The 13418-nt window shown below is 60.8% G+C and carries 9 protein-coding genes; 5 read left to right on the forward strand and 4 right to left on the reverse strand.

Annotated features, from left to right (window positions below; all coding sequences use genetic code 11):
* Genes ACA079_RS28855 through ACA079_RS28870 form a run of 4 tightly spaced genes read right to left on the reverse strand, consistent with a single transcriptional unit; the run spans position 1 to position 7748 of the window.
* Positions 1-4575: an alpha-2-macroglobulin family protein gene (locus ACA079_RS28855; RefSeq protein WP_497704392.1), complete on the reverse strand. Its 4575-nt coding sequence runs from the start codon at positions 4573-4575 to the stop codon at positions 1-3.
* On the reverse strand, positions 4572-5222 hold the full coding sequence (locus tag ACA079_RS28860; RefSeq protein ID WP_095131398.1) for a DUF1175 domain-containing protein: 651 nt from the start codon (positions 5220-5222) through the stop codon (positions 4572-4574). Before ACA079_RS28860 ends, ACA079_RS28855 begins: the two co-directional genes overlap by 4 nt.
* Positions 5207-6919, reverse strand: coding sequence for a DUF2138 domain-containing protein (locus tag ACA079_RS28865; protein WP_497701770.1), 1713 nt, complete (start codon positions 6917-6919; stop codon positions 5207-5209). The genes ACA079_RS28860 and ACA079_RS28865 overlap by 16 nt, the downstream gene beginning before the upstream one ends.
* Before the next feature lie 37 nt (positions 6920-6956).
* Positions 6957-7748, reverse strand: a complete 792-nt coding sequence (locus ACA079_RS28870; RefSeq protein WP_497701771.1) for a YfaP family protein — start codon at positions 7746-7748, stop codon at positions 6957-6959.
* Between the two features lie 15 nt (positions 7749-7763).
* Here ACA079_RS28870 and ACA079_RS28875 point away from each other — a divergent pair, with 15 nt between their 5' ends.
* The 5 genes from ACA079_RS28875 (at position 7764) to ACA079_RS28895 (ending at position 13399) form a co-directional block, all read left to right on the forward strand.
* Positions 7764-7889, forward strand: a complete 126-nt coding sequence (locus tag ACA079_RS28875; protein ID WP_497701772.1) for a hypothetical protein — start codon at positions 7764-7766, stop codon at positions 7887-7889.
* 365 nt (positions 7890-8254) lie between these two features.
* Complete coding sequence (locus ACA079_RS28880; protein WP_056743654.1) at positions 8255-8497, forward strand: exodeoxyribonuclease VII small subunit; 243 nt, start codon at positions 8255-8257, stop codon at positions 8495-8497.
* The gene (gene ispA / locus ACA079_RS28885; protein ID WP_497701773.1) at positions 8494-9381 is read left to right on the forward strand and encodes a (2E,6E)-farnesyl diphosphate synthase; all 888 of its coding nucleotides are present in this window, start codon (positions 8494-8496) and stop codon (positions 9379-9381) included. The genes ACA079_RS28880 and ispA overlap by 4 nt, the downstream gene beginning before the upstream one ends.
* 91 nt (positions 9382-9472) lie before the next feature.
* Positions 9473-11371, forward strand: a complete 1899-nt coding sequence (gene dxs / locus ACA079_RS28890; protein WP_497701774.1) for a 1-deoxy-D-xylulose-5-phosphate synthase — start codon at positions 9473-9475, stop codon at positions 11369-11371.
* Positions 11372-11515: 144 nt separating this feature from the next.
* Positions 11516-13399, forward strand: a complete 1884-nt coding sequence (locus ACA079_RS28895; protein ID WP_497701775.1) for a TonB-dependent receptor domain-containing protein — start codon at positions 11516-11518, stop codon at positions 13397-13399.
* Positions 13400-13418: the final 19 nt, after the last annotated feature.

A 13418-nucleotide genomic window follows, 5' to 3' on the forward strand; every position in this document is an offset into this window, starting at 1 on the left:
TCAGTTGACCGTGACCTGGCCGAGGGCCGGTTTCTGTTCCTGAGCCTGGTGCTGCGGCGCGTAGACCTGAGTGAAACGCACCGGCGGCAGGTTGAACTGACCTTTCTGCGAGAAGCGCACCAGATGCCGCAGGCGCAACTCGCCACTCAAGGCATCGACCGGAATCGCGTAAGCCATTTGCCCCGGCTCGAAACGCGCTTTCTCCAACGCGGACGGTTCGGTGCCGGCCTTGCCCATGAGTTTGATGCCCCACGTGGTGCGCTCGACATCGGCACCCGGTGGCAGCGGCACTTCGAGCATGCCGTAGCGCAGCGGTTTGGCGGCTTTGCTGGTGATGATCACTTCGTCCAGATACAGGCTGTCGCTGGACAACGGCTTGGTACCGACCGCCTCCAGTTTGAAGGTGAAGGCTTCGTCGCCCGGCACCAGACGCGACAGGCGACGGGTGATGGTCACGGCCATCGGATCAACCAGCGGTTGTTTGGTCTGGAAGCTCAAAGCCGCTCGCAACGGACGCTCTTGCGCACCGGTCAGCGACAGCACTGCGGGCACTGGCGAAGCACCCTGCCACGTCCAATAAGTCTCCCCGGTATCACCGTATTTTTTCTTCCAGCCTTCACCCGGAGCCAGTGCGATGGTAGGCGAAGCCTGCTCGATGCTGCGTTGCAACCAGGTCAGCGCCAACGCGCGTTCCAGGGTCGATTGCTGTGGCAGCAGACGTTGCAACAACGCTTGCGCGTGAGCCTGATCGAAGGCTTGCAGTGACAGGTTCAAGACTTCGGCAAACGGCTGCGAACTGACCGCCAATCGTTGTTGCGCGTCTGGCAATTGACGATTGAATGCGTCTGGCAGAGTCACCTTCGATTGCTTCGCCAAAGAGGCCGTCAGCGCACGAGCCGCCGCCAGACCCAGCGCCGAATCCGGATCGCTCATGACGATGCTGTCTTCGCCATCGTCCATCAGGTTCGCCGCATTGCCCTCGCCCGCTTTCGCCAGATCATCCATCAAACCGCTGAGCAAGGTGTTCACCGGCAGTTGCATCTGTTTGGCGAACGACAGAATCAGCGCGCGCTGCAACAGCGGCGTGTTTTTGGCCTGCTTCGAATAGACCTCCAGCACCCGCTGCCAATGCTCCGGCGGCAGGCTCAACTCCAGCGCTTTGCTGGCGTGCCAGTCGGCGTAGTAAGCATAAGCCGTGAGGAACGCATCCGGCTCGCCATCCATGCCCCACCAGGTGAAGCTCGCCGAAGGCCCGGCCATTTGCACCAACCGCAGACGGCTGTTCTGCATGATCAAGCGCAAGCGATCGCGAATCTGCGGATTCGACGACAAGGTCGGATACGCGATGCTCAGCGGCAGCAAACGACTGGCCGTTTGTTCGACGCCGCCGTACGGATAGCTCAACAGATCGTCGAGTGCCGAGCGGAACAGCGCTTGCGGACTGTCATCCAGACGCAGACGAATATCCGTCGCGTCCGCTGGCAAGGTCAACGGCGTATCACCGCTGGCAACGTCCAGGCTTTGGCTCTGAGTCACCTGCCAGCCTTCGCCGGTCGCGGTCAGCCGCACAGCCAATGCATCAGCCGTTTTGCCGTCCTGCACCAGCTCAGCCGACCACTCGCCACTGGCCAACGCGAACGCTGGAAGCGCGATGTAGTTGATGCCGTTATTCAGCGTCACGGGGACGCGTTGTTCGGTACCGCCGAAATGAATCACCAACTCAGCCTTGGCCGGTTTTTCCGCTTGGCTGAAAGCAAACACACCGAGATCCGGTTTGTCGCCAGCGCGGAATTTGGTTGGGCCGCTCCACTTCAGGTACAGCGGCTTTTCCGAGCGCACGAATTGCTTTTTCTGCCCGACCTGACCGTCATCGGCGATCGCCCGGGCGGTGATGCGCCAGCGGGTCAGCGAGTCCGGCATCTTGAAGGTAAAACGGGTTTTGCCGTTGGCGTCGGTGATCAATTCCGGCTGCCACGCGGCGGTGTCGACGTCTTCACGACGCGGCCGCTCCAGCACTTTCACGCCTCGCTCGCTGCGATTGGCTTTGCCTGGCGCACCCGGGCTGCCCGGCAATGCGACGTCGTAGCTGATGAACGACAGACTGGCGCTGGTGCGCACGTTGTTGCGGCGCGGGTGGTAGAAAAACTGGTCGATGGTCGGCGCGACTTCCGGTTGCAATGCGTAGATCATTTCGTCGACCACGCTGACCGTCAGGTGTGCCGGGATCGGTTTGCCGGCGAACTGGGTGGTCAGGTCCACAGACACGGTTTCACCCGGCTGATACGCCTCTTTATCGGTGGCGATGACCACGTCGATTTGCGGCGCGATTACTTTGATACCGGCGTTCTGGAAGCTGTACTGACCGCCCTTGGTGTAGAGCACGGAGAAAGTCAGGTTAGGTGCGAAATTGTCCTTCACCGGAATACGCGCGCGGTATTGGGTCTCGCTGAGTTTTTCCATCTTCAGCCAGTCACCGCCCTTGGACAGCAGCGCTGTGGCCTCGACCTTGTCGCGCTCCAGCGACAACAGTGCATCGCTGATCGGCTCAGGGAACGTGATCAATGCGAGGGCTTCATCGCCGGCCTTGTACTCGGGTTTATCAAGGACGATTTCCACGGTGCCCGGCACGGCTTTGACGCCGTCGCCAGTGACCGAATGACCGGTGGCGCCGACCACACGACCATGGTCATCCTTCAGCGTCAGGTTGTAAGTACCCGGGCGGTCGAAGGCCAAGGTGAAGCCTTTGTCCTTCGCGGCGAGTTTGCCTTCGCCAGCCGTTTGGTCTTCCAGACGCACCCAGCTGTAGCTGCTCGGCGTGACCGCTTTGCTTTGCTCGCTGCCGCCTTCATTCAAATAACTGAACGCAACCTTGTCACCTACCGCACTAAAACGCTGAGGCGCGCGCAGGCTGAAACTCGCCGCGCCGCGATCGATGAGGATTTCCTTGGTGGTCTTGACCCGATACGCCGCGCCATCGCTAGCGAACACGGTGAGCATGTAGCGACTCGGTTTCTCGGCAGCCGGCAGATCCAGTGTCGCGTTGCCCTTGGAATCGGTGGTCAGTTCGGTGCTGGTCAGCTCAATCGGGAATTGCCCGAGGTATTGCAGTTCGTTGTCGACCATCGACAGTTGTTGAGCACGCAGGCTCAGGCTCAACTTGGCGTTGGCCACCGGTTTTCCGTCCGGGTACAGCAGCACGAGGCTGCCCTTCACAGGTTCGCCGGTGCGGTAGTCCTGCTTGGCCAGGTTCAGCGAGATTTCGAAGTGCGGCTTGATGTATTCGGCGACACGGAAGGCGCTGCTGTAGGCCTGATCCTTGTAGCTGAAACGCAACTCATAACCGCCCGCCACAGCGTTGTCCGGCAACTGGAACCGGCCTTGTGTGCCCGCCTTGGAATCGAGTTTCAGCGCCAACGATTGCAGCGCCGTGCCGGTGGCATCGAGCACGGTCACGTTGACGTCGGCTGCAGTCGGCAGCACCGAGTCGCGGGCGTTCTTGAACTCGCGACCAACGATTTTCAGCGACACCCAATCCCCCGGCCGATACAGCGGCCGGTCGGTGAAGGCATAGAGTTTGGTGTCGTAGATTTCGCTGTCGTAATAGAAGTTCTCGGAGACAAACACCCCGCCCTCTTCGTCTTCGCCGATCACGAACGAACGCTCCGGGCTGACGTGTTTCAGACGCAGCAAACCATCGGCATCGGTCGCACCACTGCTCATCACACCCAGGCCATCGGTCCACAGCACATTGACCTTCGGCACCGAACTGCCTTCGTGTTTGCGCGCGGCCCACACCAGCAATTCATCACCGGCAATCTTGCTCACGGCCACGGTGTTTGAGACGAATACCATGGTGGTCGCACGGTACTTGCCGATCAGCGCTTCCACCAGATACAGGCCCGGTTTCAGGTTGCCCAACGGGATGTAAACGTTACCCGGCGCAACGCTGACGAATTCGCTGGAAGAGCCGGCCAGGTTCACGCCCTCAGGCGGCTGGATAGGCTTGGCTTGCCACAACGGATAACGGAATTGGCTGACCACCGGCAGGCCCGGAATCAGTGCGAATTGCGGCTGGGCGTCGTAGGGCGTTGGCGCGACCATCGCGGTGCCCATCTTCAGCTCAGGTACTTCCTCGGTGACTTGTTTACGCGATTCGTAGGAGAACGCTCGCTGCATCACGCGACGGGATTTGCGATACCAGTTGTCCCACAGGTACGCGAGGGTGTTCGACAGGCCTTCGCCCTTGAACTGGCCGTCGCTGACCACGCGGTGCAGGTTCTTCTGGCGCTTGAGGAAATCCAGCGGCTTGTCGATGCGGTACACACGAATGTCGGCGCCGCCGTAAGGCTCCATGCGGAACCGACGGTAGTCGCGGCCAGGCGCTTCGAGGCGAACCATCGCCTGTTCGTCGCTGGCAAAACTGCTGTCGGCCAACAGAAAAAAGCTTTCACCGGCCACCGACGTGTAGCCGCTCGGCTCGACGGTGTCTTCGGCATTCACCGCCGACAGAGGCAGAAGCAGCGCCAGCAACAGAGGCAGTTTTGAACAGATACGCAGCATGCGGGCACCGATCATTGGGAGAGAAAGTTCAGTCGATAGACGCCGATGAAGTTGGGGTTGGCTGCGTCGGGTATCCATCGGGTGTCCTTCCATGTCATGAGTTGCTGCAGGCTTGCGGAGCGCATGCCGTTATCAGTCGGGGTGGTGGTGCCGGTGTGATAGGCGATGTAGCGGCCCATCCAGATCATCAGGTGCTGGTCATCGCCCTGATCGAAAAACATCAGGTCACCGGGCCGGGCTTGCGCCAGATCGCGGCCGACCAGATGGCTGTTGAACTGAATCAGTTTGATCGCGTTGACGTATGGCCCGACCTTGCCGCCGCCCTGCTGCCATTGCTGGGCGAGGCCGCGCTGGGCCTCGCTCAGTTGCAGCTCTGGCGGCAGGTAGCGGTTGGACAGGCCATTGCTGCGCAGCCATTTATCGTCATGGACTTTCAGCGCTTCGTTGGCGGCAAAACGGACAAGGCCGGCGCAGTCCTGCTGATACCAGCGCGGGCTCGGGCCTTGGGTCAGTTGTTCCTGGGCGATGCGCACGAACCAGGCACGGAATACCTGGGATTGCTGCACGTCCAGTGGCGGCGCCTCAGTGGCAAATGCCCGGGTGCCCAGCAGCAACGCCAGCAGGCCAAGGCCTCGGATAAGTGCTGTCACAGGGCTTTCCATTCCAGCGGCAGCCATTGCCAGTGGCCGTCGGGTTCACTGCCTTCCGGCAAGGTCAGGGCGTATTTGCCGTAGCCGCCGAGCTTGCGCAGTTTCGGGATCAGGTAGGTCTGCGCGGCGTTGTAGAACACCGGCTCCATGTCTTGCGGCAGGCTGTCGAGGGTTTCCTGTTGCATCAGTTGCGCCATCGAATCCGGGCCGAAGTAGACCGGCATCAGCAGGTCTTTTGGTACCACGTCGGCCATCGGCGGGAAGCGTTTGTCGAGGGTGCCAAGGGCTTTGTCCACCAGCTTGTCGTCGAGGGAGAAAAGTAGCGTCGAACCGTGGCGTGCCAGGCTGACTTTCATGAACGCCTTGCCGGTGATCGCGTCCGGGTTCTCGGCATCCTTGGCCTTGTAGGGACCGAAGTTGGAGCTGACCTGTCGCTGCCACTGATGGGATTGGCCTTCCTGTTTTTCCACGACCGGGAACGCGTGCTCCTCGACGTTGCCTTCGTAGGCGCCGACCATCGAGCCGAACAGGTTGCCCAAGTCGCCGTCGAGTTTGGCGCTGTCATCATCGTTCAGGCTGGCCACCAGCAACGGCGTGTACAACCGCGAATCGGCGTACCAGCACAGGCCGGCGGCACCGGCCATGTGTTCGGTCAGGGCCTGGGCCACCGACTCTTCGGCGCCGAGTTTTACCAGCAGCGGTTTCTGTTGTTCGGCAGCGAGCGGCAAGGCGACACAGGCACTGGCGCCCATGGGCATGGCTTGCCAGATCGGCTTGAAATCGAAGTCCGGCTGGTCGTCCAGTTCGTCCATGGCGAGGAAGCTGTGCCAGCCCTTGTCGTCCATGTCGAAACGCAGCCCGGCGAAGTTCGGGATGAAACGCTGATACCCCATGGCCAAAACGCTGGAATTGACCGAGAGGCGTTGTTTCACTTCAGGGGCGCGGGGTGGCAGGCCGAAGGCTTCGGGAAACATTTTCTGGCCGCCGAGCAGTGCTTCCAGCGATTCAGTCGACACCATGCCGGGTTCGTCGACCAGACCGTGGCCGGTGTCATACAGCTTGGCAGGGTTGGAAAGCACCACCAGTTTGTCGCCATGAGAGGCGAACAGCAGCGCTTTGTTGTGGTTGTAGGTGAGTTGATAAAGCGGCACCACATCGCCGCCGACCTTGATTTCACTGAGCTTGGTCAGCTGTGAATCATCCATCGCCACTTTCGCCAGCGACTCCAGCACCTTGGCCAGACCACCGCGATCCATCACCAACAAAAAGTCTTTCAGGCGACCATCCGCCCCACGCCACAGCGCCACATCCGCCGGTTGATCGAAGAGCTGCTCGATCAAACTGTCCTGCAACTTCAGGTCATGTTCGTAAATGATCCGCCGCAGACTGCCGATCAAGCCGAGGCGATCTGCGTGCGCTTCGTAATAGAAGACGAAATCTTCGGTCAGGGTTTCCTTGAGGAACGGCACCGCCAGCAAGTCCTTGGGCAATTGGCTCAAGGAATGGGTTTCGAGCAGACCGTCCGGCCGGCTCATGCCCAGTTTGTCGCTGGCCAACTCTGCCGGTGGCGCCTTGGGTTTGCTCATGAACCAACCCAACCCGGCCGCGACACCGGCCACCAGGACCAGCCCGACCAACAGCGCCGGCCAGCGACGAGGAGTTTTGGCTGCAGGCGTTTCGGCGGCCGGAGAAACAGTGTTATCGCTCATGTTCACAAAACCCGATGTCATCCGTGGAGCGGGATGCTTAATAGTTGAAAGTCTTGACCAGCAGCAGGTCACCGATGGCCCGCAGGGGCACGATGAAGGTCTCGCGTTTTTCGTCGACGGTGTTTTCGTTGAGCACCAGGTTGATCTGCGAGGTGATCACCTCGTTCTGGTTGCTGGTCTCATCGAAGTTATAGCCGCCACTGCCGAAGTTGCCCCAATAGTTCACGTAAACCAGATAGGTGCCATGCATCGGCGCGGTCATGGTGAACATTTCCGGGCCGGGGCCATCGACGCCATCCGGGTCCAGACCGCCGCCATTGCTCATCGCCGGGCGAGCCCAGAACGCGTGCTGGCCGTCGGGGGTAACGATGTGCAGATCGAGTTCGGCTTTCGGGTCATCCCAACCCAACACCACGCGAATCCGCGCCGGAGTGCGCAGATTGTTGGCTTCATAGAATTGAACGCGCTTGAGCGATTTGCCTTCAGAGCTGCGGACTTCGACGCTGTTGGAGCCAGCGCCAAACGCATACGGCCGGGCGAAACGCCCCTGATCGTCGGTGTACAGATTCAGAGGATTGCCGTTGACCGCCAGGGTGTGCGGCCCTCGCTGAGTGCCGATGGCCTTGAGTTGGCCCTGGATCATGGTGCGATTGCGCTGCACACCGCGATCGATCGGTGGCGTGGGATAGGCGACTTGAGGATTTTCACTGCGGTCCAACAGGCCGGAATAACGCCAGCCACCCACGGGCTCCGACACCTCGGCCGAAGGCTCGGCCAACGCCGCGGTCGCGCAGACGAGCCCCATCAGCAATAGAAGAAATGAACGCATGTAACGCCTCCTGCCATGCATAACGAAACCTTGCGCCCGATCCTCGGCGCGTTACAGATCCAAAAACTGCGTTTCGTCAGAAAGACCCGTGACTATCGGGTCGTAGAAGGCGCGAAGATTAGCCATTCGGCGGTTTTTTAACAATCGGATACATCTATATTTGCGGTGGGATTCACGCACATTTTCGGAGCGTGAGCCGAATAGCGATCTTATTCGGCTCATAAAATGAGCCGAATACCCCGCTCCGTTAAGCCGTAATGCGATTTGTAGCAGCTGGCGAAGCCTGCGTCCGGCTGCGCAGCAGTCGTCAATCCTGCTGCGCGGTATACCTGATGTACCGCGCGCTCTGGTTTTACGACTGCTGCGCAGCCGGACGCAGGCTTCGCCAGCTGCTACATAGAATGTGTTGCTGCTGAAACCAATGGCTGAAATGCCGCCCTCATTTGCCCATAACCCCCATGTCTGCTAGTGTCGCGCCGGTTTAACGTCAACCGGAAATAGCCGCCATGGCCCGCAAAAAAGCTGCACTGGATTTCGAACAATCTCTCGCTGACCTGCAAACGCTGGTGGAGCGTCTGGAGAACGGCGAATTGTCGCTGGAAGACTCGCTGACGGCTTTCGAGCAAGGCATCGGTCTGACCCGCGATTGCCAGGCGGCGCTGGCCCAGGCCGAGCAAAAGGTTCAGGTGCTGCTCGAGCGTGATGGCGAGCTGGCCGAGGAACCCTTCGAAGCGGATCAGCCAGAATGATTGCAGCGTATTCGGCGACCAGCCAGGCCCGCGTCAATGCTGCACTGGAAACCCTGTTCAACGCGCCGAGCCCTGAGCTCGCGCGCCTGTACGAGGCCATGCGCTATAGCGTGATGAATGGCGGCAAACGCGTCCGCCCGCTGCTCGCCTACGCCGCGTGCGAAGCGCTGGGCGGCAAGGCTGAGCAAGCCAACGGCGCGGCTTGCGCAGTGGAGCTGATTCACGCTTATTCCCTGGTGCATGACGATTTGCCGGCCATGGACGACGACGATCTGCGTCGCGGCCAGCCGACCACTCACAAAAAATTCGATGAAGCCTGTGCGATTCTGGCCGGTGACGGTTTGCAGAGCCTGGCCTTCAGCGCCCTGCTCGACCCGCGTCTGAGCAACTCTGACGCTGAAATCCGCCTGCAAATGGTCAGTGCTCTCGCATTGGCCGCAGGCCCGGCAGGTATGGTCGGAGGTCAGGCCATCGACCTCGGTTCGGTCGGTCTGAAACTCGATCAAAAAGCCCTCGAAACCATGCACCGGCACAAGACCGGCGCGCTGATCGAGGTCAGCGTCAAGCTCGGCGCCCTGGCCAGCGGCCGTGCCGAGAAGGACGAACTGAAGTCCTTGCAGACTTATGCACAGGCCATCGGCCTGGCGTTTCAGGTGCAGGACGACATTCTCGACGTCGAAAGCGATACCGAAACCCTCGGCAAACGCCAGGGCGCCGACATCGCACGCGACAAGCCAACCTACCCGTCCCTGCTCGGTCTCGACGCGGCCAAGGCTTACGCCCTGGAACTACGCGATCAAGCCCTGCACGCGCTGCGACCGTTTGACGCGGCGGCCGAGCCGTTGCGCGATCTGGCCCGCTACATCGTCGAACGGCGCAGCTGACGGCGTATCCGCCAAAAAATACCAACGCGTGGGCAGGGGGCGATGCATCAGGTAAACTGCCGCATCTTTTATACCTATAACGATTCGCCTGATGCCCACGACGTTTCATGAGATTCCCCGCAAGCGCCCGACCACGCCCCTGCTCGACCGTGCCAACACGCCGGACGGCCTGCGCCGGTTAGGCGAAGCCGAGCTGGAAACCCTGGCCGATGAGTTGCGCCTGGAATTGCTCTACACGGTCGGACAGACCGGCGGGCATTTCGGTGCCGGCCTGGGTGTCATCGAGCTGACTATCGCGTTGCATTACGTCTTCGACACCCCGGACGACCGGCTGGTGTGGGACGTGGGTCATCAGGCCTATCCGCACAAAATCCTCACCGGCCGTCGCGAGCGCATGGGCACCCTGCGCCAGAAGGACGGCGTCGCAGCCTTCCCGCGTCGTTCCGAGAGCGAGTACGACACTTTTGGCGTCGGCCACTCCAGCACGTCGATCAGCGCAGCGCTGGGCATGGCCATTGCCGCCCGCCTGCAAAACAGTGATCGCAAGGCGATTGCCGTGATCGGCGATGGCGCACTGACCGCCGGCATGGCCTTCGAGGCGCTGAACCATGCGCCGGAAGTGAACGCCAACATGCTGGTGATCCTCAACGACAACGACATGTCGATCTCGCGCAACGTCGGCGGGCTGTCGAACTATCTGGCGAAGATCCTTTCCAGCCGCACTTACGCGAGCATGCGCGAAGGCAGCAAAAAGGTCCTGTCGCGCCTGCCCGGCGCCTGGGAAATCGCCCGTCGTACCGAAGAATACGCCAAAGGCATGCTGGTCCCCGGCACGCTGTTTGAAGAGCTGGGCTGGAACTACATCGGCCCGATCGATGGCCACGACCTGCCTACCCTGATCGCCACCCTGCGCAACATGCGCGATCTGAAAGGCCCGCAGTTCCTGCACGTCGTCACCAAGAAAGGCAAAGGCTTCGCCCCGGCGGAAGTCGACCCGATCGGTTACCACGCGATCACCAAACTCGAACCGCTGGACGCTCCGGCCGCCGCGCCGAAGAAAGCTGGCGGACCGAAGTATTCCGGTGTGTTCGGTGAATGGCTCTGCGACATGGCCGCGTCTGATCCGCGCTTGGTCGGCATCACTCCCGCAATGAAAGAAGGCTCCGATCTGGTGGCCTTCAGCGAGCGTTTCCCGCTGCGCTATTTCGATGTGGCGATTGCCGAGCAACACGCTGTGACCCTCGCTGCCGGCATGGCTTGCGAAGGCGCGAAACCGGTGGTGGCGATTTATTCGACGTTCCTGCAACGTGGCTACGACCAATTGATTCATGACGTCGCGGTGCAAAACCTCGACGTCCTGTTCGCCATCGACCGCGCCGGTCTGGTGGGCGAAGACGGCCCGACTCATGCGGGTAGCTTCGACCTGTCGTTCCTGCGCTGCATCCCCGGCATGCTGGTGATGACCCCGAGCGACGAAAACGAACTGCGCAAAATGCTCACCACCGGCCACCTGTTCAACGGCCCGGCGGCGGTGCGTTATCCGCGCGGCTCTGGCCCGAACGCGACGATCGAGAAAAATCTCGAACCGATCGAAATCGGCAAGGGTGTGGTTCGTCGCCAGGGCAGCAAAGTCGCCCTGCTGGTGTTCGGCGTGCAACTGGCCGAGGCGCTGAAAGTCGCCGAGACGCTGAATGCCACCGTGGTCGACATGCGTTTCGTCAAACCGCTCGATGAAGCACTGGTTCGCGACATCGCCGGCAGCCACGAGCTGCTGGTGACCATCGAAGAGAACGCGATCATGGGCGGCGCCGGTGGCGCAGTCAGCGAGTTTCTCGCCCGCGAAAACATCCTCAAGTCGATGCTGCACCTGGGCTTGCCGGACAGTTACGTCGAGCACGCCAAGCCTGCGCAAATGCTGGCTGAATGCGGGCTGGATGAGGCCGGGATCGAAGCTTCGGTGCGTGAGCGCCTGCAACTGCTGAACATCTAAAGACACATACAAAACCCTGTGGGAGCGAGCTTGCTCGCGATAGCGGACCATCAGTTGACTTAAATGTTGGCTGACACACCGCCATCGCGAGCAAGCTCGCTCCCACATTTGATTTGTGCTTACCCGAAATACCACGGATTACCGATGAAACTCTCCCGCCTCGCCCTGACGCTGACCCTGCTGCCGGCCGGCCAACTGCTGGCCGACACCTTCGAACGCGATCAGGCCCTGAAGCTTCCCGACGTGCTGATCAGCGCCAACCGTCAGGTCGAAGCGCGCAATGACAGCAGCGCCGCCAACACCGTGTTCACCCGCGAAGACATCGATCGTCTGCAACCGAGCAGTGTCACTGACTTGCTGCGTCGTGTGCCGGGTGTGCAGGTCGGACAAACCGGCGGGCGCGGCAGCCTGCCGGGGATTTACATTCGTGGTACCAAGTCGGCCCAAAGCCTGGTGCTGGTCGACGGCCAGCGCATCGGCAACTCCACCTCGGGCGACAGCAACCTGCAACACATCAACATCGAACAGGTCGAGCGCGTGGAAGTGCTGCGCGGTTCCCGCTCGGTGATTTATGGCAGCGATGCGATTGGCGGGGTGATCCAGATCTTTACTCGTCGCGGCGACAAGCAAGGCCTGCAACCGCGAATGCACATGGGCTTTGGCAGCAACCAGACTTGGGAACGCAGCCTCGGGCTGTCCGGCGGCGACGAGCAGACCCGATTTAACCTCGGTGCCAGCCTCGATGAAACCGCCGGAATCAATCGCACCCGTGAGTCCTATCCCAGCGACGGTGATCATGACGAATACCGCAACAAATCGATGAGTTTGAGCCTGAGTCACGCCCTCACCGATGACATCGAAATCGGCGCCAACCTGCTGGATAACCGTGGCAAAAGTGAGTTCGACAATCCGTTCGGCCGCTTCGACATGGACACGTTCGAGTCAGTCCAGCAGCAGCCCTACAGTGACTTCGCAGTCAGCAGCATCAGCAGCTACGTCGATGCGCGTATCAGTGACCTGTGGAAAACCCGCGTCGAGTTCGGCCACAGCGAAAACCGCGAAAAAACTTTGGACAAGCTCAGTGACGAACGCAGTGTGTTCAACACGTATCGCGACTCGGTGAACTGGCAGAACGACTTGACCCTCGACGAGCGCAACAGCCTGATCCTCGGCGGCGACTGGTACGAGGACCGAATCAACAGCAGCACGCCATTCGACGAGGACAGCCGCTGGAACCGCGCGGCGTTCATTCAGCATCATTACCAGGCGGACAGCTTCTCCACCGAGCTGGGCCTGCGCCGGGATCAGAACCAGCAGTTCGGCGGCCAGAACAGCTGGAGCGGCACCTTCACCCTGCCGCTGAATCCGGACAACGATGTGCTGCTGACCTACAGCGAAGGCTTCCGCGCGCCGACGTTCAATGATCTGTATTACCCCGACTTCAGTAATCCGGATCTGAAACCCGAGACGTCGAAAAGCTATGAGCTGCAATGGCGCAGTCAGCTGACCGACACCGCTCGCCTGGAAGCTTCGCTTTACCGTACGGACCTGGAAGACGCGATTATTTTCGGTAGCAACTCACGACCGCAGAACGTGGCCTCGGCGAGGATCAACGGGTTCGAAGCGGCATTGAAACAGGAACTGTTCGGCTGGCAGAGCAACCTCGGCGTGGCGATCATCGACCCGCGGGACCGCGACAGCGGCCACACCCTGGCTCGTCGCGCGCGGCGGACCTTGAGCCTGGATCTGGATCGGCAGTTTGACCGGCTAGGGCTCGGCGCCAGTTGGCAGGCGGTGAGCAGCAGCTATGACGATGAGAACAACCAGCAGCCGTTGGGCGGGTATGCGTTGCTGGGGTTGCGCAGCAGCTGGGAATTGAATCGTGAGATCAAGCTTGAGCTGAAGGTCGATAACTTGCTGGACAAGGGTTACAGCCGGGCGCTGTACAGCCATGACGGCAGTCAGCATGGGTATCGCGAGGAAGGTCGGGCGTGGATGTTTGGGGTGACCTGGACGCCGGAGCTCTGACCTGATTTGTGGTGTTTGG

This window comes from Pseudomonas sp. LBUM1645, from assembly GCF_059716185.1.

Bases quoted from the DNA above. Each gene is read 5' to 3' on its own strand.
- ACA079_RS28855 (WP_497704392.1), bottom strand. From the start codon at position 4,575: ATGATCGGTGCCCGCATGCTGCGTATCTGTTCAAAACTGCCTCTGTTG.
- ACA079_RS28875 (WP_497701772.1), top strand. From the start codon at position 7,764: ATGCATAACGAAACCTTGCGCCCGATCCTCGGCGCGTTACAGATCCAA.
- ACA079_RS28895 (WP_497701775.1), top strand. From the start codon at position 11,516: ATGAAACTCTCCCGCCTCGCCCTGACGCTGACCCTGCTGCCGGCCGGC.
- ispA (WP_497701773.1), top strand. From the start codon at position 8,494: ATGATTGCAGCGTATTCGGCGACCAGCCAGGCCCGCGTCAATGCTGCA.
- ACA079_RS28865 (WP_497701770.1), bottom strand. From the start codon at position 6,919: ATGAGCGATAACACTGTTTCTCCGGCCGCCGAAACGCCTGCAGCCAAA.
- ACA079_RS28880 (WP_056743654.1), top strand. From the start codon at position 8,255: ATGGCCCGCAAAAAAGCTGCACTGGATTTCGAACAATCTCTCGCTGAC.
- ACA079_RS28870 (WP_497701771.1), bottom strand. From the start codon at position 7,748: ATGCGTTCATTTCTTCTATTGCTGATGGGGCTCGTCTGCGCGACCGCG.
- ACA079_RS28860 (WP_095131398.1), bottom strand. From the start codon at position 5,222: ATGGAAAGCCCTGTGACAGCACTTATCCGAGGCCTTGGCCTGCTGGCG.
- dxs (WP_497701774.1), top strand. From the start codon at position 9,473: ATGCCCACGACGTTTCATGAGATTCCCCGCAAGCGCCCGACCACGCCC.